This is a genomic window from Corynebacterium felinum, from assembly GCF_030408755.1.
Classification (GTDB): domain Bacteria; phylum Actinomycetota; class Actinomycetes; order Mycobacteriales; family Mycobacteriaceae; genus Corynebacterium; species Corynebacterium felinum.
Map to the genome: position 1 here is coordinate 2,135,003 of NZ_CP047209.1, position 21,940 is coordinate 2,156,942.

The following is a 21,940-nucleotide window of genomic DNA, read 5'->3' on the forward strand; positions in this document are numbered from 1 at the left end:
ATAGCGGTAGCCTTATGCCTTGTGAAACACGTGCATCACGAGCAGCAGCAGCGATACTAGTTGCTTCATAAAGCCAGTGTAGAAGCATAATTGCCTGTACCCAACACGTTGCAGCACGCTGATGTATGCGAAGGTCATGGCGTTTGCGATGAGCTTGAAGCCAAGGTCTGATAGTACGTGCAGTAGAAATTGGCACGTTAAGTGTGGAAGAAACGCAAGCACGCGGTAGTTCCTCTCACAATAGTTTTCTTAGTCAAAAACCATTCTGAGCAAGAACCCCGCGTGCCTAATGTTGACGCCCCTCCCACCAAACCCCCAAAACCACATTTCCTCGGCGAGAACACCACAATCTGAGATAGTATTGAGCTCATGGATAAAGAGATCGACTTTAACGCTATTGCCACTTATGCCCGCAATGCAGCACATCAGTTACGAGAGATAGCCTTATTCTTAGAGAATATCGATGCTCTTGACGGAGATGCTGTTTCGAATTGGGAAGGGATGGGAACACGGTTTTTTTTCGAAGAGAGAAGCTCCCTTCTTGATATCGCCGACGTCCTAGACGGAGAACTGGCTCAAAAAGCTAACCCAGATTTTTCATAAAGCCAAGCTTGAAATGGGCAAAAATAACGAAAATGCTTCTTGAAATGCTAAAATAGAGATGTTTCAGAGCTTATGATCCAAGCAAAAGAAGTCACTTTCTTGAGTATTGGCTACCACATACAGCCCATGTTGGCGAACGATCCCCATCTTGTTTCCCGCGTGGGGTACAGAGGTTTTCTCACCAGAGTATTTTGTGGCCTAGGTGAAAGACAACTAAAGCAGCTTTTTGCGATGTCTGTAATGGTCTTCGGGCATAGGGTTACGCGCCGTAGTGCTTTGAGTTGTTTGAGCGTCGCGTTTGCTCGTTCTGGGGATGCTCGTAAACCATTAAGACGACGATTGTACTTGCACACATCATCTGCCAAATTCTTCCCATTACGTTGTTGGGTTGAAGTGTCATGATTTTTGTTGATAGGAAAACCCGTTAACAAGAAGGATGTAGAAGTATACCGAAAGCTTATACTGATCAGTTCAAGTAGCAATGTGTCGATGCGGTGCTTGTGCTGATAGTACGTGCAGTAGAAATTGGCACGTCAAGTGTGGCAGAAACGCAAGCACGCGGGAGTTCCTCTCATAATAGTTTTCTTAGTCAAAAACCATTCTGAGCAAGAACCCCGCGTGCTATGTGTTTTAGTTCCAGCTGCTAAACCTGCATAACCGCAGATCAGCATTTCACTCGCATTTTTTGTTAAAAAACCCTACTGAGTGGACCAGTATGCGTTACAAGTGCCACTGGTAACGCCACCTTTAACTAACGCTTTTGCCCAATTTCCACTACGTGCGGTAGCTGTGTTGGTTTCGCTTCCCATGGTTGCTGTAGCCGTATGCGATGATGATCGGTGCATATAATTGGAGAAGCATTCCTTTGTTGTTAGATTTACCCATCGCCATCCGTAACTCCAGTCCCCACCTCCTACAGATTCGTTTGTAGTTCCTGGAAAACTGAAAACTTTGGGTGCGTTAAGTTCATCCGGTATACTTTCAGTACTGAAAGTGACGACTCCTGAGGTTGGATTTCCCATTTCATCTACAGTTAAGATAGTGTATTGGGGCGACAATTTAGGGGTGTCTGCGGATGCTGTTACATTCAGTGCCATCGTCGTTGCTGCAATCAAGGAAGCGGTGACGGTGCGCATTCTTATCATGTCGACTCCTGATGTTGCTTGGGAGACATTATAGTCTCGTTCGGTGATCCGATCCGCCAACTGTTGGCGCTTGGTTCCTTGAGTGATCCGCTTATTGTCAATTACTTGTGAAAATTGGGGGTAGTTGGGGGTGTTTTGTAGGTGTTTTTTATTGCATTAATTCGTTGATGAGGGTTGTGTTTCCTTGGTGCTCGGGGGTGTTGGTGAGATTGAAGTAGACCTCAGGTTCGGGCGTGCGTACGCGTGGGCGTTGGTGTCTAAATCGTGTGGGGTTTTGTTCGTAAAGTCGTTGTTTGGCGGAGTTGCGTATTGCCCAGGTTCCTTTCCAGGTGTTGGTTAGTATTTGGTGTGGGGTGAAAAACTCGAGTGCTGAATGCGCGCGTGTGGTGTTGTAGTAGTCTACCCAGGTGCGTATCCAGTTTCGGGCGTGGTTTTTATCCTCGAAAACTTTCGGGTAGGTGGGATCGTTTTTCAAGGTGGCAAAGGATGATTCCACGTGGGGGTTATCGTCACTGATGCGTGGGCGTGAATGTGATCGAACAATGCCATGGGTTTGGCAGAATTGCTGCATTTTTCTTGATTTCATTGAAGTCCCGTTATCGGAATGGATCATTTCAACCTGATGGCCTTGTTTGGTAGCAGTGGCGATGATCTGGGTGAAGATTTCTTCGGCGACAGTGGTGTTGGGCTGGTCATCAATACCCCATCCGACGATGGCGCGTGAATACAGGTCCACAACACAGTGCAGATACGTATTGTGCCCTCGTGTAAGTAGTGGCAGTGTGGTGATATCCCACACCAGGGTTTGATACGGTTTGGTCGCAACAAGCTGTGGCGGGGTTGTCCGCGGTGTTTTACTCACACGCACAGCAGTGGTGGTTTTAGGTCCACGGCTGACACACGTAGGTGTCTTTGACATACGGTAGTAGCTGGGACCTGACCCCCGTTTGGTAGACACCTGATTTCCCGCTTGTATGAGGTGGGAGGAAGGTACTGTAGTTTTATGCCAAGGTTTTATTCAGATGAGTTCAAGCGTGACGCTGTTGCGTTTTATGAGAACTCGGAACTGTCTCTAGCGAAGGCCGCTGCTGATTTGGGGATTAATCGGCAATCTCTGCATACGTGGGTCAAGGATTTGGGCACTGGTAAGCGTTCTCGTGTTGCGGTGCAAAAGCGGCAAGCTCAGGCAATTTCTGAAGCTGAACGTATCCGTGAGCTTGAGCGTGAGCTGCGTAAAATGACTGAAGAGCGTGATATTTTGCGTAAGGCTGTTAAATATTTCGCGGAAGAGACAAATTGGTGATCCGCTTCCAGTTTGTCGAAGACCATCGAACCGATTATTCGGTCAAGCGGATGTGTGAGGTGCTGAAACTTAATGCCTCATCGTTTTACAAGTGGCGCAAAGCTCGTGCTGTTCGTAACACTAAAACGTGCGAGGACTCGTTGTTGGCGGTGCGTATTCTTTCTGTGTTCAACCAGTTCAATGGCTGTTACGGGGCGAAACGTATCGCGGCTGAAATTTCCGATCAGTATGAGCCTGTTAATCATAAACGTGTTGCTAGGTTGATGGCATCGATGAATCTGCGTGGGTACAGCAAAAAACGCAAGGTCAAAACCACTATTTCCAGGAAAGATCGCAGTGTTTTCCCGGATCTGGTCACGCGTAATTTCACTGCTGATCGCCCGAATAAAGTGTATGTGGGTGATATCACCTACCTACCGATTAAAGGTGGTGGGAATATGTATCTGGCCACAGTTATTGATTGTTTCTCCCGTAAACTCACCGGGTTTGCGTTAGCTGATCACATGCGCACTGATCTTATTGGTGAAGCACTCGCCATGGCAAAAGACCAGCGTGGGTCACTAAAAGGTGCGATTTTCCATTCAGATCATGGAAGTGTGTACACCTCACAGGTTTTCCAACAGCAATGTAAATCTCTTGGAGTGACCCAGTCCATGGGTGGTGTTGGCACGAGTGCGGATAACGCGCTTGCAGAGTCGTTTAATGCCACATTAAAACGTGAAGTCCTTCAAGATCGGAAGGTCTTTGACACCATGCTCCAATGTCGAAAAGAAGTGTTTTCTTGGTGTGTCAGGTACAACACCACACGTCGGCACAGTTACTTGAAATACTGCGCCCCCAACACTTTTGAAGCGCAAGCATTTGCGCTAAAATCTATCTCAGCAATCACCGCTTAAATGTGTCTACTTTTCGGGGGTCGCGCCCCTGCTTAAACTTGCCAAGACCTGCCCGTGATCCCACTGCTGGTAGTACACCTGTTGGATGGGTACCTTTGGTGCGGCATCAATTTGTTTGCAGATCAGTGTACGTTCCTGGTCTGTGAGCATCACGTCTTTACGCCGCAACCGATGCGGGGTGGGGTTGTGCTTGCGTCGATAGCCTGGATGAAGGCGTTCATGCAGGCTAGAAGGCGCAAGCCCAGTAAGCTTGTGGCACCGTGTTTTCGGTATGGTCAAATCAACCAAAGCGTAGAACAAGGAAAGATCTTCGGTTACGAACGCATCGAAACGTTCTTGTTGTTCTACTGTGAGGATTTTTCCGCCTTGCCGTGTGGCTCGCCAAGATCGTGCAAGACGGCAATAGCTTTTCCCAACGCATCAGCAGCCTTTTCCCACTTACTAGCCTCAGCATCTTTTAATGCAAGTTGGCGGGCAAATTCTTTCCGATCACGCTCAGCTTGAGCGCTATGTTCAGCAAGCTTACGAACCAACTTTTCCTGTTCCCGCTCGGCTTGGGCTTGCTGCTGGGCTAAAAGCTCTCGGAGTCGTTGTACCTCTGAAATATCACGCTTTGTCATACTCCCAGTCTTACGGGGAAAACGCTCATTGTCGAGATCACCATCAGCCAACGCAGAAATCCACTTCCGAATCACATGCGGACGCAGCCCTAAACTTTCAGCATAAGGAGTCTTCTCACCCCGCCGTAGCTTGACATAACGCAACGCAATCTCACGCTGCTGCGCGGGGGTAAACGACGAAGCCACAACATGAACTTCCATACTCATGAATCCTTCCTAGAAACCATTCACAAGTAGTCTGACAATTATTGTCCGACCAATTTCGTGGCCAAGTACTTATTACAATAAGTGCCTTGGGTCACATTGTCAAGTGTTTGCCTAAAATAGGCAACTGTTTTCACTATGTATATCGCGCTCATGTTCTTACGTACGTACGTATAACTTTAGGTTTTTCTCACAACACCTTACGATGGAAACAGTCACCAAAAGAAGCCCACGTTAAACCACTTTCACTTCCAGAGACATACAGCCGCAGGAACATTTCCATGCTGGGCGAACTAAAAATCCTCACCGTCTAACTCGACGATGAGGAATGGGCATGAGATTGCGAGAGCTTTAGGCCTCGACGAGGGTACTCATCCAATTGTGGGTGTCTTCCACAACCCCACGCTGAATACCAGTCAAGCGCTCGCGCAGTGCCAGGGTGACAGGGCCTGGTTCGTTATTGTTCACGGTGAATGTTCCATGGCTAGACTTCACGGTACCCACTGGTGTGATAACAGCGGCGGTGCCACAAGCGAAGGTTTCGGCAAGCGCACCGGACTTCGCGTCTTCTTCCCACTCAGCGGTGCTAAACAGACGCTCGTGAACCGTATATCCCATATCTTGAGCCACCTGCAGCAGTGAAGCACGGGTAATACCTGGCAGGAGGGAACCGGAAAGCTGAGGGGTAACAATGGTGGGAGTCTCACCATCAAACACGAACATGAGGTTCATGCCACCCATTTCCTCAACATACTTATGTTCCTGAGCATCCAGCCACACCACTTGGTCGCAGCCTTTTTCCGCAGCCTGTGCTTGGGCCAGCAAAGAAGCAGCATAGTTACCGGCAAACTTTGCCGCACCAGTACCACCCTTGGCGGCACGGACGTAATCTTCACACAGCCACACGCTCACTGGCTTAATACCGCCGGCGAAATATGCGCCAGCGGGAGAAGCAATAACCACATACTTGTAAGACACGGAAGGGTGCACACCAAGGGTTGCTTCGGTGGCAACCATGAAGGGGCGCAGGTAGAGAGCATCTTCGCCACCGTGTGCTGGAACCCATTCGCGGTCGATGGATACGAGCTGGCGCAGAGATTCCTCAAACAATTCAGTTGGTAGTTCCGGCATAGCCATGCGCTTGGCCGATGCTTGGAAACGTGCGGCATTCGCCTCAGGGCGGAAGGTTTTGATAGAACCGTCGGCGTGGCGGTACGCCTTGATGCCTTCGAAAATTGCTTGGCCGTAGTGGAATACGGAAGTGGAAGGGTCGAAGACCAGTGGTGCGTAGGGTTCAACTTTGGCGTCGTGCCAGCCGAGTTCCTGTGTCCACGAGATGGTGACCATGTGGTCGGTAAAGTGCTTGCCGAATCCTGGGTTTGCGAGGATATTCGCTAGTTCTTCACCGCTGGTGCGGTTAGGGTTCTCAGTAATGTCAAAGTTGAGTGTTGCTGCGTTAGCCGTCATGTCTTAAAAACTTACACCCCCACTGCCAAGAAATGTTATTAATTTTCACGTGTATTATGCCCGCGTTGCACCTAGCCACCCACGTATTGGGGGCGTCGATAAGCGAAATATGCAGCAGTGACCGTAATCGGTGCCCTCACCCACCTGTGCACAATCGGTTAGGCTTGAGATCGCGGCTAACGGTGCGCCTTGATATGCACACCCTAAACCCACCCTGTGCAGCACCTATGCTTGCCCGTCTTCCCTACTGTGAGCCCCTGTGAACGAACGCGGGGGTAGCGGGGGAAGTTTTTTCGTCATTCCTCATCTTCGTTGAAAGGATCCTTCGTGACATCAACCGCACTCCCCGCAACCGGCGCCACCACCACCGTGCGCCTTGCACGTGCACTCCCTGAAGAATTCGACGCACTGCTCGTCCCCGTTTTCAAGGGCGAAGACGGGCTTGAACTCGCAGCGTCCGGCCTCTTCGAAGAAGACATCGAAATCGCAATCTGGGAACTGCTCAGCGCTGTGGGCGCCACCGGCGCTGCCGAAGAGCTCACCCGCATCCCCTCCATCGACGGCATCGACACCGACTTCATCCTCGCAGTGGGCCTCGGCGAAGACGCAAAGCTTGACGACGACACCCTACGCCGGGCCAGCGCTGCCGCCGCCCGCTCCCTCAAGGGAATCAAAACAGTCGTGACCACCGTGGGCACCTTCGGCATTCAACCTGTCGTTGAAGGCACCCTGCTGGGCGCCTACTCCTACACCGGGCATAAGAGCGAGAACCCCGAATCCAGCGCACCAGTGCAGGAAGTTATTGTGTACTCGCCCAAGAAGAGCGCAGAACGCAAGTTCCAGCGCGGTGTAATCGCAGCGGAAGCAGTCAACCTCACCCGCGACCTCGTAAATGCCCCATCCTCACACCTCTACCCTGCCTCCTATGCAGCAATCATCGAATCGTTGGCCGCAGAGCACGGCTTAGAGGTCACCGTTAAGGATTACGACACCCTCCTTAGCGAAGGCTTCGGTGGCGTGGTCGCTGTCGGCCAAGGTTCTGCACGCAAACCTTTCGTTGTTCAGCTACGCTACCGCGCACCGCAAGCAACCAAGCATGTCTCCTTCGTGGGCAAGGGCATCACCTTCGACACCGGCGGCATCTCGATCAAGCCTGGCGCAAGCATGGAAAACATGATTTCAGACATGGGTGGTTCCGCCGCTGTTATCGCCACCATCATCGCGGCAGCACGCATGAACCTTGACGTAAACGTGACTGCAACCGTTTCGCTGGCTGAAAATATGCCCGATGGCCATGCCTTCCGCCCCGGCGACGTGATCACCCATTATGGGGGTAAGACAACTGAGATCCTGAACACGGACGCCGAAGGTCGCCTCGTGCTCGCCGACGCGCTCGTGCTTGCCAGCGAAGACAACCCCGATGTTCTCATCGACTGCGCAACCTTAACCGGCGCGCAGATCGTCGCACTGGGCAACCGCACCTCCGGTGTGATGGGTGATAAGAAGGTACGCAATCGCCTTGCTGAGTTCGGACGCAAGGTGGGTGAGCACGCATGGGCAATGCCGCTTCCTGAAGAGCTGGTGGAATCCATGAAGTCCCCTGTCGCTGACCTGCGCAACGTGGACAATACTCGTGCGGGCGGCATGCTCAGCGCGGGTTGCTTCCTGCGCAACTTCGTCGGCGAAGGCATCCAGTGGGCGCACGTGGATAACGCAGGCCCATCCTTCAATACTGGTAGTGCGTACGGCTACACGCCTGCCCGCGCAACGGGTGTTCCTGTGCGCACCTTTATTAAGTTCCTCCGTGATGTTGACAAGCAGACACAGAAGGAACTGAAGGCCGCTGCTGAGGAATCCACACAGGATTCTTAAAATATAGGTTTCCCAGGCTGCACACCCCCACCCCCGTTGCAGCCCCCGCGCCTATATTTTCGCCCCTACCGCACATCACTGTGTGCTGGTAGGGGCGTTTTTCACTATCCTCAACGCGCGGGCATGTTTTACACCTGCGCAGGTGTGAGATGTTTCGACGCTTGCTTATCGACGCCCCCACCAACCCCACCCTACCCCCTGCCCTGAGCTGCGGGTACTGGAAGGGTGCACACATGGTTTCCATGCTTGGGGCAGCGGCCGATTGTCAAGGTTTGTGCACTCTGGTGGCGAATTCTCGCTCGGGTTTTTAAAACTCGCCGCGTTCAAATTTTTCGCGGCGTACACGCTGTTCTTCCCGTTTGCGCAATATCCGATCCCGCTCAATTTTTTCCCGCATACGCTGCGGGTAGCCGGTTTCTTCGACGTCGAAAAGCGGAATGCTTAATTCGCGTGCCACCACATCAATTCCCTTAGGACCGCCAATGCGGCGACGGGTGAAATCACCTGTGGCATCGACGAGGCACACGCTCATTTCGTTGACGAGCGTTTCAGGTTCTATATAGCCTTCGACGAGCGCGTGGTCTTTCGCCCATTGTTTGAGGTAAGCCAAGTCTGCCTCGCGCACCGTTTCTCCCGGTCCACGTGCTGGTCTTAAGTTAGATTTTGTGCCTTTGCGGCCGAACAAATTGAACACAACTGACAATTGTAGGGGGAAATTTTCAGTGTTGCGGTCTTCGAGGTCACATTTTCGCGACAAAACAGGTACGCTCGTAGGGTATTAAGACTTTCCATCCTTAAAAAATCGTAGGAGTCAAGACAACAATGGCGCACTCCGTTGTGATGCCCGAGCTGGGCGAATCTGTAACTGAAGGAACGATTACCCAGTGGCTGAAGTCCGTGGGCGATACTGTCGCGGTCGACGAACCACTTCTTGAGGTTTCTACCGACAAGGTCGATACCGAGGTTCCTTCCCCAGTGGCAGGCGTCATCCTCGAGATCCGTGCTCAGGAAGACGATACCGTTGACGTTGGCGAAGTCATTGCCATCATCGGTGAAGAAGGGGAAGCTGCCGCACCTGCACCAGCAGCTGATGAAACACCTGCTCCAGCTCCTGCAGCTGAGCCAGCACCTGCTGCCGCTCCAGCACCAGCAGCATCGAACGCTCAGGCAACTGACGTCCGCATGCCAGAACTGGGCGAATCTGTCACCGAAGGAACGATTACCCAGTGGCTGAAGTCCGTGGGCGATACCGTCGAGGTCGATGACGCACTTCTCGAAGTTTCCACCGACAAGGTCGACACCGAAGTTCCTTCCCCAGTGGCAGGTGTTATCCTCGAAATCCTCTTCGAGGAAGACGACACCGTCGACGTTGGCGAAGTTATCGTCCGCATCGGCCAACCAGGTTCGGCACCAGCACCAGCAGCCGCACCAGAGCCAACCCCAGCACCAGCAGCCGCACCAGCTCCTGCAGCTGAGCCAGCACCCGCTGCCGCTCCAGCACCGGCAGCATCGAACGCTCAGGCAACTGACGTCCGCATGCCAGAACTGGGCGAATCTGTCACCGAAGGAACGATTACCCAGTGGCTGAAGTCCGTGGGCGATACCGTCGAGGTCGATGACGCACTTCTTGAAGTTTCCACCGACAAGGTCGACACCGAAGTTCCTTCCCCAGTGGCAGGTGTTATCCTCGAAATCCTCTTCGAGGAAGACGACACCGTCGACGTTGGCGAAGTTATCGTCCGCATCGGCCAACCAGGTTCGGCACCAGCACCAGCAGCCGCACCAGAGCCAACCCCAGCACCAGCAGCCGCACCAGCTCCTGCAGCTGAGCCAGCACCCGCTGCCGCTCCTGCACCAGCTCCAACTCCTGCTCCTGCTGCTGCCCCAGCGCCAGCTCCTGCACCAGCTGCAGCTGCTGATATGCCTTATGTCACCCCACTGGTTCGTAAGCTTGCTCAGAAGCATGGTGTTGACCTCACCACCATTGAGGGCACCGGCATTGGTGGCCGCATCCGCAAGCAGGATGTTCTGGCTGCTGCCGCTGGCGAGACCGCTGCAGCCGAAGCACCAGTTGCTGCTGAGGCTAACGCACGTGCACGCTGGTCCACCCGCGCAGTTGATCCTGCCAAGGCTGAACTGATCGGCACCACCGCTAAGGTCAACCGCATCCGTGAGATCACCGCTGCGAAGATGGTTGAAGCTCTGCAGATCTCCGCACAGCTGACCCACCTGCAGGAAGTTGATATGACCAAGATTGCTGAGCTGCGCAAGCTTTCGAAGCCAGCATTCCAGGCTAAGCACGGTGTAAACCTCACCTACCTGCCATTCTTCGTCAAGGCTGCAGTTGAGGCTTTGGTTTCCCACCCGAACGTCAACGCATCCTACAACGCTGAGACCAAGGAAATGACCTACCATGCAGACGTGAACGTGGCTATCGCCGTGGACACCCCACGTGGTTTGCTCACCCCAGTGATCCACAAGGCACAGGAACTGTCCCTGCCTGAGATCGCTAAGACCATTGCTGACATTGCAGATCGTGCACGCAACAACAAGCTGAAGCCACAGGATCTGGTGGGCGCAACCTTCACCATCACCAACATTGGTTCCGAAGGCGCACTGTCCGATACCCCAATCTTGGTTCCACCACAGGCCGGTATCTTGGGCACTGCGGCAATCCAGAAGCGCCCAGTGGTTGTCACTGAGGACGGCGTGGATGCAATCTCCATCCGCCAGATGTGCTACATCCCATTCACCTACGACCACCAGGTTGTCGACGGCGCCGATGCGGGCCGCTTCACCCTGACCATCAAGGATCGTCTGGAAACCGCGAACTTCGCCGAGGATCTCGAACTCGACAACTAAGCGGGACTCTTTCAGCACAGCTTAAAGCTGTGAATCGCTAGATATGGCGGTGCTCCATGGTGAGGAAGCACCGCCATTTCGCATCTCTCTACCTTAAAGCTCATCGAATGAGGGGCTCCGGTTGATCATGCTTTTCGCTTGATAAAACCTGCCTTAAAAACAGCACAAGTCCACAACCTATTCATACGTGCGCATTGATGCACATGTAAGAGTTAGAGTTTCAGCGCAGATGCAAAAAATTGACCTGCGGTTTTGCAAAAAGCACATGCTCTATCTCTAGCTGATATTTTCCTTAATCCCCCGCTTCACATCCCCACAGCATAAAGGGATTCACAACACCCTTGCACGATCGACAAGGACCGTGGACACCCCCACCCCCTTGAAGCACACCACAGCGTAATCTTTCCTCGCATCCCCCACGCAGGAAGGTAGCGTTCGTGCCACTATGCATCCTGCCACCAGAAAGCACCACATCATGGCTGCTAGAACGTGCGCAGCACAGCATGTCGCCTTCCCTTTCAAACGGTGCGCATTCGGGGGTGTGACAAAGCAGTGAGGGGGCAGATAGTTGGGCAGAAAGTATCTTTTCCCCACACTTGCCCCGTATAATGACGTCGATCACTTTTAACGTTTTGATCCCATCAGGAGTAGTTAAATCCACATGACGCATTCCCTTTCCTCCGCCAGCTATCTAGACCGGCACATCGGTCCCAATCATGAGGAGAGGGAGGCGATGCTCACCAGCATCGGCTACCCCTCCTTGGAGGCACTTGTCGAGGCCGCAGTCCCTTCCGACATCCGCGCTCAATCCCACCCAGAGATTGGTGAGGCACTCAGTGAAGAACAGGCACTGAGCAAACTGCGCAGCTATGCCGATCAGAATGTTGTGACTAAATCGTTCTACGGCCAGGGGTTCTACGACACCATCACCCCACCGGTGATTCGCCGCAATCTTGTTGAAGATCCAGGCTGGTACACCGCCTACACCCCCTACCAGCCAGAAATTTCACAGGGGCGGCTTGAAGCTCTGTTGAACTTCCAAACCATGATTTCTGAACTCACCGGACTGCCGGTGGCTAATGCTTCACTGCTCGATGAAGCCTCAGCTGTGGCTGAAGCGATCGGTTTGATGAGCCGTACGAACAAAAAAGGTCGTCGCGTTGTTTTAGATTCCCGCCTGCATCCGCAGGTGCTCGGTGTTGCCAGCGAACGCGCCCGCGCCATCGACTTAGAGGTGGAGATTGCTGACCTCGCATCCGGTCTTGTGGGTGAAGATTTGGTCGGTGTGGTTCTGGCTTACCCTGGCACCTTGGGTGAGGTTGTGGACTACCACGGGGTGATTGAGGATATTCATTCCCGCGGCGGCTTGGCCGCAGTTGCCACCGATTTGCTTGCGTTGCAGGAGCTGGCCTCCCCTGGTTCTTTGGGTGTCGATATAGCGGTGGGTTCTTCCCAGCGTTTCGGTGTTCCGTTGTTCTTTGGTGGCCCGCACGCAGCGTTCATGAGCTGTACTGATGCGCTCAAGCGTCAGCTTCCTGGTCGCATTGTGGGTGTCAGTGTGGATGCTTCGGGTAAACCCGCTTACCGTTTGGCGCTGCAGACCCGTGAGCAGCATATTCGTCGCGAGAAGGCGACAAGTAATATTTGTACTGCTCAGGCGTTGTTGGCAGTGACCGCGTCGATGTATGCGGTGTGGCATGGCCCTGAGGGCTTAAAAACTATTGCCCGCCGTGTCCATGCATTAGCATCGCAGTTCGCTGCGTCTGTTGAGGCGGCGGGTCTGGAACTAGCGTCTGCGTCCTTCTTCGATACTGTCACCGTGCTCGTCCCAGGCCGCGCGCAACTGATCGCTGATACCCTCGCGGAACAAGGTGTGCTGGTGCGTCCTGTTGGCGATGATCAGGTTGCGGTCGCTTTTGGCGAATCGGCAACGCGTGACGACGTCGCAACGCTTGCTCGTGCTTTCGGCGCTGAGCTTGTCGACGCCGACCCACGCCCCTACCCCGCGGGCCTTGTGCGTGAAGACGCCACCTTATCGCACCCTGTGTTTAGCTCGGTGCACTCGGAAACCCAGATGCTGCGCTACCTGCGTAGCCTCAAGGACAAGGACTTGGCGCTGGATCGCAGCATGATCCCGCTAGGTTCGTGCACGATGAAGCTCAACCCGACCACCGGCATGGAGCCGATTACCTGGCCTGAGTTTGCCAACATTCACCCTTATGCACCGGCCGCCCACACGAAGGGGTGGAGGGCGCTTATCGAGGAGCTGGAAGGCTGGCTTGCCCAGATCACCGGCTACGCCAAGGTATCGGTGCAGCCGAATGCGGGTTCGCAGGGCGAGCTTGCGGGCTTGTTGGCGATTCGCCGCTATCACCTGTCTCGCGGGGATGATCAGCGCGACATCATTTTGATTCCGCAGTCCGCGCACGGCACGAACGCCGCATCAGCCACCTTGGCTAAGATGCGCGTTGTTGTGGTGGCTACCGCTGCGGATGGCTCCATCGACATCGCTGACCTCGACGCCAAGATTGAGAAGCACGGCGACACGATTGCTGGCATCATGATCACCTACCCCTCCACCCACGGCGTGTACGAAGACACGGTGCGGGAAGTGTGCGCGAAAGTGCACGCAGCCGGCGGCCAGGTCTATATCGATGGCGCTAACCTCAATGCTCTCGCGGGGATTGCACGCCCAGGTGAGTTCGGCGGCGACGTTTCGCATTTAAACCTGCACAAGACTTTCACCATTCCGCACGGCGGTGGCGGCCCCGGTGTCGGACCAGTCGCAGTCGCTGAACACCTCGTGCCATTCCTGCCCACCAACCCCACCGACACTAACCCCTTTGAGCCCACCCCGGTGAGCGAAGGTGTGCCTATTTCTTCGGCGAATCACGGCTCCGCTGGTGTCCTTCCTATTTCGTGGGCGTACATCGCCATGATGGGTGGACAGGGTCTTGCTGAGGCGACCGCATCGGCAGTGTTGGGGGCGAACTACGTAGCGAAGAATCTCGCCGATTCCTTCCCTGTTCTCTATACCGGTAAGAACGGCCTGGTTGCGCACGAGTGCATCTTGGATCTGCGCCCACTGGCGGATGCCACTGGCGTGTCCGCCACCGATGTGGCCAAGCGTTTGGTCGACTACGGTTTCCACGCCCCAACACTGTCCTTCCCAGTGGCAGGCACTTTGATGGTCGAGCCCACGGAATCTGAGGATAAAGCTGAGCTGGACCGTTTCATTGAGGCAATGCGTTCTATCCGCGCGGAGATTCAACAAGTAGCCGACGGCGAAATCGCCTACGAAGACTGCGTGGTGCACCATGCGCCATTTACCGCCGACAGCGTGGTCACCGACACCTGGGAGTACGCCTTTAGCCGCGAACAAGCTGCCTTCCCGGTGGCCTCGCTGCGTCGTGGTTCAAAATACTTCCCACCGGTGCGCCGCTTGGATGAAGCCTTCGGTGACCGTAACTTCGCCTGCTCCTGCCCACCACCTGAGGCATTCGAGATCGACGAATAAACACCCCTCGTGAGCGTTTTGTCACGCTCACGGCGTGTTGTTTCCCTCTTCCCTGTTGATGAAAGGATGTAAACGTTCGTGACTGAACTGCGACTTTCCCCCCTTCATGCTGAGCATGAAAAACTAGGTGCTTCCTTTACCCCGTTCGGCCCGTGGAATATGCCACTGAAATACGCCAACGAGCTTGACGAGCACCGTGCAGTCCGCAACACCTGCGGCTTGTTTGATCTCTCCCACATGGGTGAGGTTCGCGTCAGCGGTCGCGATGCAGCCGCGTTCTTGGATTACGCTCTTATTTCCCATATTTCCGCGGTGAAAGAAGGCAAGGCGAAGTACACCATGATCGTCACGCCAGAAGGTGGCATCATTGACGATTTGATTGTCTACCGCCTAGGCGCAGAAGAATTCTTGGTGGTGCCAAACGCAGGCAACGCTGAGATTGTCTTCGAGCAGTTGGTCTCCCGCAGCGAAGGCTTTGACGTGACGGTGGTCAACGAGTCCCAAGACACCGCACTGATTGCCGTCCAAGGCCCGAATGCCGAAGCGCTGCTGCTGACCCTCACCGATTCTGCTGAGACTGTCACCCAACTGGGCTACTATGCGGCAGTTCCTGCAACAATTGCCGGCCACGAGGTGTTACTTGCCCGCACGGGCTACACCGGCGAGGATGGTTTCGAACTGTTCATCCCGAATGCGCAGGCGGTGGATTTGTGGCAGAAGCTACTGGTGGCTGGTGAAGGCTTCGAGTTGAAGCCAGCTGGCTTGGCCGCACGCGATTCCCTGCGCTTGGAGGCGGGCATGCCTTTGTACGGCAATGAGCTCAGCCTTTCCCTTACGCCTATCGACGCCGGGCTCGGCGTGCTGGTGGGCAAAAAGAAGGAAGCAGACTTTGTGGCTAAGCAGGTTTTGTTGTCTGCTGCCCCTGCTGGTCGCGTGTTGGTGGGGTTGACCTCATCACAGCGTCGCGCCGCCCGCGCCCACTCACAGCTGTTTATCGGCGATGAGTTGGTTGGTGAGGTCACCTCTGGGCAGCCTTCCCCAACTTTGGGTCATCCTATTGCGTTGGCCTATGTGGATGTTGCCCATGCTGCAGAAGGGACCGCGCTTGAGGCGGATGTGCGCGGTAAGCGCTATCCCTTTGAAGTGGTCACACTGCCTTTCTATTCTAGGAAGAAGTAGTTTCCACCTTTTGTGTATGCCTCTGTGGCTGCGAGTGTGTGCAGCCGCAAGGATCTACACTGTGTGTGAGCACTGCACACACTTTTCTTTCATTGTTTCAACCTATTGTTGTCACGCCCCTCCTAAACCCTCAGGCCGTTTGTGGCCTTGGGGTGGGGACTCTTTCGAGAAAGGTTTCTACCCAATTATGTCTTTGCCTAAGAATTTCTCTTATTCCGATGAGCACGAGTGGATCGATGCTGTCGCTGATGCCGCTGAGGGCACCACTGTGAAGGTGGGCATCACTTCTGTGGCCACTGAGCGTCTTGGTGAGGTTGTGTTCGCTGAGCTGCCTCAGGTGGGCGATACCGTGGAAGCTGGTGAAACCTGCGGTGAGGTGGAGTCCACCAAGTCTGTTTCCGATCTGTACGCGCCTGTGACTGGCACCGTGGTCGAGGTCAATAACGCGGTTCACGATGATTACTCCGTGATCAACGCCGATCCGTTTGGTGCTGGCTGGCTGTTTAGCGTTGAGGTTTCTTCAGTTGGTCCTTTGATGACTGCCGAGGAATACGCTGAGAAGAACGGCGTCGAAGCCTAAACAGTGCAGCTATAGTCGCATTAGTGCACGTATTCAAGCGTGGTGGCATACTTTCATGCCACCACGCTTTGTTCTGCCCAAGCCCTGTCAGGGGCGTAGTACTGAAGGTATTTCAATCAGACTACTCACCGCTGTTAGGATGTAGCGTGGGCCGAGTTGTATTCCCACCTCCAACATCACTGGTGGCCTCCAGGATGCTGTTTGGCCACTGATTATTGCCTTTCAATGCGCCACTGATTATTGCCTTTTACAAGGAGTTGTGTTGTCCGCACCACGCGATCCATTTTTCCCCGCTAATCAATCTATTCGGCAATCAACCGAACCGCTCGATGTCAGAATGCTCGGGGAGGTTGATTATTTACACGCGTGGGAATTGCAAGCAGAACTCGCAGTCCAGCGTGCGGCAGACGAAATCCCCGACACGATCCTTGTTCTTGAGCACCCCTCCATTTACACGGCGGGTAAACGCACGCAACCCGACGATCGTCCCACGAACGGATTGCCTGTTATCGACGTCGATAGGGGCGGGCGCATAACGTGGCACGGCCCAGGGCAGCTGGTGATCTACCCAATTATTAAGCTTGCCGACCCCATCGATGTGGTCGATTATGTGCGCCGTGTTGAGGAAGCCCTGATCCAGGTTGTGCGCCAGTGCGGCATCCCTGGTGCCGGCCGCGTCGACGGGCGTTCCGGGGTGTGGATTCCAGGTTCAGATCATCATCACCGCAAAGTCGCAGCGCTGGGAATTCGCATTACCAAGGGCGTAACCATGCATGGTTTAGCGCTGAACTGCAACAATACGCTGGAATTTTATGATTACATCGTGCCCTGCGGCATCGATGATGCATCTGTGACCACGCTGAGTGCCGAACTGGGGCGCGACATCAGCGTCGCCTCGATGGTTGAGCCAACACTTGCAGCGCTTGACGACGCCTTCGCCGGTCGCCTGATTGTTGCTGATCACAGTTTTGATTCCGCACCCGACCCCACCAAAGGGTTACCCCGCCCCGCACGGTAGTGTCAAGGGGTGCGTGAGGCAACGATCTCTAGTGGTTTTCGACACAAGCAGTTTTGCCTAGTACATTTCTTGGTGTGACTACAGCACCTAATGGACGCAAGCTGCTTCGCGTTGAGGCCCGAAACTCCCAAACCCCAATCGAAGCAAAACCGAGGTGGATTCGCACCGCGGTGAAAACCGGCCCTGAGTACCAAGACATTAAAAAGCGCGTGTCTGGTTCAGGGCTACACACGGTGTGCCAGGAGGCTGGCTGCCCCAACATTCACGAGTGTTGGGAATCGCGTGAAGCCACCTTCCTCATCGGTGGTGCTAACTGCTCCCGCCGCTGCGATTTCTGCCAGATCAATTCCGCCAAACCTGAACCACTCGACCGCGACGAACCACGCCGCGTAGCTTTAAGCGTGCGGGAGATGGAACTGAACTATTCCACCATTACAGGTGTGACCCGCGACGACCTCGACGATGAAGGCGCTTGGCTGTACGCGGAGGTTGTTCGCAAGATTCATGAACTCAATCCGCACACTGGTGTCGAAAACCTCACCCCTGACTTCTCCGGCAAAGCTGATCTTTTGCAGGAAGTTTTTGAGGCCCGCCCCGAGGTGTTTGCCCACAACTTGGAAACCGTTCCTCGTATCTTCAAGCGGATTCGCCCAGCGTTCCGCTACGAACGCTCCCTTGACGTGATCCGCCAGGCCCGCGATTTCGGACTAGTGACCAAATCGAACCTGATTTTGGGCATGGGTGAGACTGTGGAGGAGGTGCGTGAAGCCTTGAGCGATCTGCACTCCGCAGGCTGCGACATTGTCACCATCACCCAGTACCTGCGCCCTGGCCCGATGTACCATCCGATTGATCGTTGGGTGAAGCCTGAAGAGTTCATTGAGCACCGCGATTTCGCATACGAGCTCGGATTCGGCGCCGTCATGTCCGGCCCATTGGTTCGTTCCTCCTACCGCGCCGGCAAGCTTTATGCGCAGGCTTTGGCAGCCCGCGGCGAATCTTTGCCCGAAAACTTGGCGCACTTGGCAGAAACTGCCGAAGGTTCCACCGCACAGGAAGCGTCGACCTTGCTGGAGAAGTACGGCCCCAGCAAGGAAACCCCAGTGGGTTCTTTCCGCTAAAACTTCCACCATGAGGCTTGGCAACCCCCACCAATGAGTTGTGGGCTGGCGGGGAACTGTGCGGGCAGGGTGTTTCACCACGAAACACCCTGCCCTTTGTGCTCTCGCGCGTTTTAGGCTACCTACCTGCACTCTTGCTTCATCACATGTGGGGCCAGCCCGTGGTTGTGGTGTGTATGAATTCTTTTTCTTCCGCTTCAGCGCTATTCTATTGTGCATGGCAGATGCGAAGATTTCTAAGAAGGAGCAGCGCGCAGCAAAGCGCGCTCGACGCCGCCAAACCTGGTCGCAGGTATGGCAAGCGTTTAATATGCAGCGCAAGCAGGATAAAGCGCTGATCCCTTTGATGCTGTTGTCGATTTTCGGCACCGGCCTAGTTTTCTTCCTCATCGGATTGTTGTGGCGCGGCCAGTGGTTCATGCTGGTCTCCGGCCTCATTGTGGGTATTGCTGTGGCGATGTGGGTATTCTCGCGCCGTTTGCAGAACAATGTGTACGATCGCGCCTCTGAGCAGCCTGGTTCTGCTGGTTGGGCTTTGGAGAATCTGCGCGGCGGTTTTGGCGTTGCGTGGCGTTCGAAGTCTGCCGTTGCTTCGACCACACAGATGGATTTTGTGCACCGCACGGTGGGTGTGTGTGGCATTGTTCTGGTCGGTGAAGGTGAGCCGCACCGCTTAAAGCCCCTGTTTGCGCAGCAGAAGAAGCGTATGAATCGCCTCGCTCCTGGTGTTCCTGTCACTGAAGTTATTGTTGGCGAGGGTGAGGGTCGTGTTCCTTTGCGTAAGCTGCAGTCTCACCTGGTGCGCTTGAAGCGTGTGTACAACAAGAATGAAGTCTACGAGATCGCTGCCCGTATTGAGGCTATGGATGCTGCTGATCGTTCGCAGAACCCTGGTTTGCCTAAGGGCCCGCTGCCCAAGGGCGGCAAGATGTCTGGCATGAATCGCCGTGCACGTCGCCACGCTGAGCGCAGCGAAAAGGGCAAATAAGCTTTTTGCTTCGCAGTGAAGTTCCCCCCTGTATGCATTTTCATACAGGGGGTGTACTTTTTCTCAGGTGTTTTCCTCGTGTGCTCACACGAGGATTTTTTCTCTCCTCTATCGTGAACCCTAATTTCATATATCGTGAACTCTTCTTTTCTTCTCTTCACCCCACAGCACCAGACCACTGTTTAGGTGTGGCAATGGGAAGGAAAAAAGAAACTTCCTTACACCACCAAGGGATCTTGGTAATGCAAGGAAGTGAGAGAAACTTTGCGACGAGCTTGAGGCTTGGGTGTAAGTTAGCCCAAAACAACAGCGGTGCCGGTTGCACGGTCGTGCATGCCTCGGCCGTCAGTATCTACCATGGCGGCTGGCAGGACGAAAATGGTGAACACAGTTCGCGCCAGTGCCCGCACGAAGCCGACTCGCGCGGTGCGGTCGTCGATACGCGCAACACCCATGCCGAGGAATGCTTGGCCTGGTGTGCGGGCGAAGAAAAAGACGCTGACCACTCCGAGCACCACGAATAGCATCAGGGTGAGAGTGGAGGTACCCCCAAATACGTGGGTGAACATGGTGATGAAGCTGGCCACGATCCAGCAAATAATCCAGTCGATGAACACTCCCCCGCTTCGGCGGGCGACCGACGCCAACGCACCAGGGCCGTCTTTGGGTAGGCCGAGTTTTTCACCGGGCCACCTCGATTCACCTAATTCGTTGTATTCTGCGGGGATCTCAGGGCCGTCCAGCCAGCTGCGCTTTCTATTAGCCATGAGTACTAATGTAGCGGAAACTGCCCGCGATTAGGCATCCGAAAGTTGGAACACTACCCTCATCCCACCAAAGGTGGCGGGAAAATGCCCGAAACATTTTTGGTCATACGATAGAAACGACGTTAGAATTAACTTTGTTCAACTGTCGTACCACGTCAGTTCGGCACAAATCTACAGCGAGCCTCCCCACTCAAGCACATATCACCGCACCCACAGTGGTTTCGCTACCGTGGTGGATGTTGGCGCGACACAAGCCCTCACTTTCACAATCCCTTCACAGAGGAGTACCCCCAGTGGCTTTTAACTCAGCAGAAGAGTTACTGAAGTTCGTCCAGGACGAAAAGGTCGAGTTCATCGATATTCGTTTTACCGACGTGCCAGGTATGGAACAACACTTCACCATCCCCGCCCACATCTTGGACGAGGACGCCATGGCGGAGGGCTTAGCCTTCGACGGCTCTTCGATCCGTGGCTTTACCAGCATCGACGAGTCCGACATGAACCTCATGCCGGATCTTGCTACCGCCCAGATTGACCCTTTCCGCGCGGTGAAAACCTTAAACATGAAGTTCTTCGTGGTCGACCCCTTTACCCAGGAGCCGTTCTCCCGGGACCCACGGACCGTGGCGTTGAAGGCGGAAGAGTATTTGGCTTCCACCGGCATTGCCGACACCTGTTTCTTTGGTGCTGAGGCTGAGTTCTACCTCTTTGATTCGGTGCGTTATTCCACCTCCACGAACGCTGGTTTCTATGAGCTGGATTCCGATGAGGGTTGGTGGAACCGTGGTGTTGAAACCAACCTTGATGGTTCGTTGAACCGCGGCTATAAGAACCGCCTGAAGGGTGGCTACTTCCCTGTTCCACCGTACGATCAGACTCAGGACATCCGCGATGAGATGACCCAGGTGTTGGCCCAGTCTGGTTTCAATATTGAGCGTTTCCACCATGAGGTGGGCACCGGCGGCCAGCAGGAAATCAACTACCGCTTTAACACTTTGTTGCATGCGGCTGATGATCTGCAGACCTTCAAGTACATCATTAAGAATGTGGCGTTCCGCAACAATAAGACGGCAACGTTCATGCCTAAGCCTTTGGCTGGCGATAATGGTTCGGGTATGCACGCGCACCAGTCGTTGTGGAAGGACGGCAAGCCACTGTTCCACGATGAGGCTGGCTATGCTGGCCTGTCCGACATTGCACGCTACTACATTGGTGGTATTTTGCACCACGCTGGCGCGGTGTTGGCGTTTACCAACCCAACCTTGAACTCCTACCACCGTTTGGTGCCAGGTTTTGAGGCTCCAATTAACTTGGTGTACTCGCAGCGTAACCGTTCTGCGGCGATCCGTATTCCTATTACGGGTTCGAATCCGAAGGCGAAGCGTATTGAGTTCCGTGCACCGGATCCTTCGGGCAACCCTTACTTCGGTTTTGCTGCGATGATGCTGGCTGGTTTGGACGGCATTAAGAACCGCATTGAGCCTCATGCTCCTGTGGATAAGGATTTGTATGAGCTGCCACCGGAGGAAGCTGCGTCCATCCCGCAGGCACCGACGTCGCTTGAGGCTTCGTTGAAGGCGCTAGAGGATGGTCATGAGTTCCTGACCGATACCGGTGTGTTCACTGAGGATCTAATCGATACTTATATCAAACTGAAGTACGATCACGAGATCAACCCTGTTCGCCTGCGCCCAACCCCGCAGGAGTTCGAGCTGTACTTCGACTGCTAAAATTTCAGCACTCAGCCCCCATAGGTTTTCGCTTATGGGGGCTACTTTTTTGCGTGTCGACGCCCTCC

The 21,940-nt window shown here is 54.4% G+C and carries 19 protein-coding genes; 12 read left to right on the forward strand and 7 right to left on the reverse strand.

From position 1 onward, the window contains the following. Positions 1-369: 369 nt before the first annotated feature. Positions 370-603 carry a hypothetical protein gene (locus CFELI_RS09085; RefSeq protein WP_277104669.1) on the forward strand — a complete coding sequence of 78 codons (234 nt, stop codon included), beginning with the start codon at positions 370-372 and terminating at the stop codon, positions 601-603. A gap of 698 nt (positions 604-1,301) precedes the next feature. Here the strand turns inward: CFELI_RS09085 and CFELI_RS13635 are convergent. Continuing rightward, positions 1,302-1,700 carry a lactococcin 972 family bacteriocin gene (locus CFELI_RS13635; RefSeq protein ID WP_353959549.1) on the reverse strand — a complete coding sequence of 133 codons (399 nt, stop codon included), beginning with the start codon at positions 1,698-1,700 and terminating at the stop codon, positions 1,302-1,304. Here CFELI_RS13635 and CFELI_RS09090 point away from each other — a divergent pair. Then, the gene (locus CFELI_RS09090; protein WP_277104670.1) at positions 1,645-1,782 is read left to right on the forward strand and encodes a hypothetical protein; all 138 of its coding nucleotides are present in this window, start codon (positions 1,645-1,647) and stop codon (positions 1,780-1,782) included. The genes CFELI_RS13635 and CFELI_RS09090 overlap by 56 nt on opposite strands. Before the next feature lie 114 nt (positions 1,783-1,896). Here CFELI_RS09090 and CFELI_RS09095 read toward each other — a convergent pair whose 3' ends face one another. Beyond that, on the reverse strand, positions 1,897-2,610 hold the full coding sequence (locus CFELI_RS09095; protein ID WP_290258979.1) for a DDE-type integrase/transposase/recombinase: 714 nt from the start codon (positions 2,608-2,610) through the stop codon (positions 1,897-1,899). A 141-nt stretch (positions 2,611-2,751) separates the two neighbouring features. Between CFELI_RS09095 and CFELI_RS09100 the strand changes: the two genes are divergently transcribed. Then, positions 2,752-3,947 (forward strand): IS3 family transposase gene (locus tag CFELI_RS09100; protein ID WP_374724700.1). Its coding sequence is split into 2 segments (ribosomal slippage): positions 2,752-3,037 and positions 3,037-3,947, totalling 1,197 coding nucleotides; the frame shifts between segments, so codons are not numbered across the junction. Positions 3,948-3,953: 6 nt separating this feature from the next. On the opposite strand, the gene CFELI_RS09105 is transcribed toward CFELI_RS09100, so the two are convergent. The 3 genes from CFELI_RS09105 to CFELI_RS09115 form a co-directional block, all read right to left on the reverse strand. Continuing rightward, complete coding sequence (locus tag CFELI_RS09105; RefSeq protein WP_290258981.1) at positions 3,954-4,247, reverse strand: hypothetical protein; 294 nt, start codon at positions 4,245-4,247, stop codon at positions 3,954-3,956. 44 nt (positions 4,248-4,291) lie between these two features. Beyond that, entirely contained in the window at positions 4,292-4,774 is a 483-nt protein-coding gene (locus CFELI_RS09110; protein WP_290258973.1) for a hypothetical protein, read from the reverse strand. 348 nt (positions 4,775-5,122) lie between these two features. Next, the gene (locus CFELI_RS09115; RefSeq protein ID WP_277104030.1) at positions 5,123-6,238 is read right to left on the reverse strand and encodes a branched-chain amino acid aminotransferase; all 1,116 of its coding nucleotides are present in this window, start codon (positions 6,236-6,238) and stop codon (positions 5,123-5,125) included. Positions 6,239-6,565: 327 nt separating this feature from the next. Between CFELI_RS09115 and CFELI_RS09120 the strand changes: the two genes are divergently transcribed. Further along, entirely contained in the window at positions 6,566-8,110 is a 1,545-nt protein-coding gene (locus CFELI_RS09120) for a leucyl aminopeptidase (protein ID WP_277104029.1), read from the forward strand. A 307-nt stretch (positions 8,111-8,417) separates the two neighbouring features. Here CFELI_RS09120 and CFELI_RS09125 read toward each other — a convergent pair whose 3' ends face one another. Then, positions 8,418-8,804, reverse strand: coding sequence for an oxidoreductase (locus CFELI_RS09125; RefSeq protein WP_277104028.1), 387 nt, complete (start codon positions 8,802-8,804; stop codon positions 8,418-8,420). 128 nt (positions 8,805-8,932) lie between these two features. Here CFELI_RS09125 and sucB point away from each other — a divergent pair, with 128 nt between their 5' ends. From sucB to CFELI_RS09160, 7 genes are all read left to right on the forward strand, one after another. Beyond that, a complete protein-coding gene (gene sucB / locus CFELI_RS09130) occupies positions 8,933-10,972 on the forward strand; it encodes a 2-oxoglutarate dehydrogenase, E2 component, dihydrolipoamide succinyltransferase (RefSeq protein WP_277104027.1) in 2,040 nt (679 codons plus the stop codon). 661 nt (positions 10,973-11,633) lie between these two features. After that, the gene (gene gcvP / locus CFELI_RS09135; RefSeq protein ID WP_277104026.1) at positions 11,634-14,489 is read left to right on the forward strand and encodes an aminomethyl-transferring glycine dehydrogenase; all 2,856 of its coding nucleotides are present in this window, start codon (positions 11,634-11,636) and stop codon (positions 14,487-14,489) included. Positions 14,490-14,567: 78 nt separating this feature from the next. Beyond that, a complete protein-coding gene (gene gcvT, locus CFELI_RS09140) occupies positions 14,568-15,668 on the forward strand; it encodes a glycine cleavage system aminomethyltransferase GcvT (RefSeq protein ID WP_277104025.1) in 1,101 nt (366 codons plus the stop codon). 187 nt (positions 15,669-15,855) lie between these two features. Then, complete coding sequence (gene gcvH, locus CFELI_RS09145) at positions 15,856-16,248, forward strand: glycine cleavage system protein GcvH (RefSeq protein WP_374724741.1); 393 nt, start codon at positions 15,856-15,858, stop codon at positions 16,246-16,248. Positions 16,249-16,510: 262 nt separating this feature from the next. Then, positions 16,511-17,266, forward strand: a complete 756-nt coding sequence (gene lipB, locus CFELI_RS09150; protein WP_277104024.1) for a lipoyl(octanoyl) transferase LipB — start codon at positions 16,511-16,513, stop codon at positions 17,264-17,266. 74 nt (positions 17,267-17,340) lie between these two features. Further along, positions 17,341-18,387: a lipoyl synthase gene (gene lipA / locus CFELI_RS09155; RefSeq protein WP_277104023.1), complete on the forward strand. Its 1,047-nt coding sequence runs from the start codon at positions 17,341-17,343 to the stop codon at positions 18,385-18,387. Between the two features lie 217 nt (positions 18,388-18,604). Then, the gene (locus CFELI_RS09160; RefSeq protein ID WP_277104022.1) at positions 18,605-19,375 is read left to right on the forward strand and encodes a DUF4191 domain-containing protein; all 771 of its coding nucleotides are present in this window, start codon (positions 18,605-18,607) and stop codon (positions 19,373-19,375) included. 293 nt (positions 19,376-19,668) lie between these two features. Here CFELI_RS09160 and CFELI_RS09165 read toward each other — a convergent pair whose 3' ends face one another. Further along, positions 19,669-20,142 (reverse strand): RDD family protein, encoded by a 474-nt coding sequence (locus tag CFELI_RS09165; RefSeq protein ID WP_277104021.1) that lies wholly within the window; start codon positions 20,140-20,142, stop codon positions 19,669-19,671. 293 nt (positions 20,143-20,435) lie between these two features. Between CFELI_RS09165 and glnA the strand changes: the two genes are divergently transcribed. Continuing rightward, positions 20,436-21,872: a type I glutamate--ammonia ligase gene (gene glnA / locus CFELI_RS09170; protein ID WP_277104020.1), complete on the forward strand. Its 1,437-nt coding sequence runs from the start codon at positions 20,436-20,438 to the stop codon at positions 21,870-21,872. Positions 21,873-21,940: the final 68 nt, after the last annotated feature.

Bases quoted from the DNA above. Each gene is read 5' to 3' on its own strand.
- CFELI_RS09110 (WP_290258973.1), bottom strand. From the start codon at position 4,774: ATGAGTATGGAAGTTCATGTTGTGGCTTCGTCGTTTACCCCCGCGCAG.
- sucB (WP_277104027.1), top strand. From the start codon at position 8,933: ATGGCGCACTCCGTTGTGATGCCCGAGCTGGGCGAATCTGTAACTGAA.
- CFELI_RS09165 (WP_277104021.1), bottom strand. From the start codon at position 20,142: ATGGCTAATAGAAAGCGCAGCTGGCTGGACGGCCCTGAGATCCCCGCA.
- gcvP (WP_277104026.1), top strand. From the start codon at position 11,634: ATGACGCATTCCCTTTCCTCCGCCAGCTATCTAGACCGGCACATCGGT.
- gcvH (WP_374724741.1), top strand. From the start codon at position 15,856: ATGTCTTTGCCTAAGAATTTCTCTTATTCCGATGAGCACGAGTGGATC.
- CFELI_RS09160 (WP_277104022.1), top strand. From the start codon at position 18,605: ATGGCAGATGCGAAGATTTCTAAGAAGGAGCAGCGCGCAGCAAAGCGC.
- CFELI_RS09115 (WP_277104030.1), bottom strand. From the start codon at position 6,238: ATGACGGCTAACGCAGCAACACTCAACTTTGACATTACTGAGAACCCT.
- CFELI_RS13635 (WP_353959549.1), bottom strand. From the start codon at position 1,700: ATGGCACTGAATGTAACAGCATCCGCAGACACCCCTAAATTGTCGCCC.
- CFELI_RS09085 (WP_277104669.1), top strand. From the start codon at position 370: ATGGATAAAGAGATCGACTTTAACGCTATTGCCACTTATGCCCGCAAT.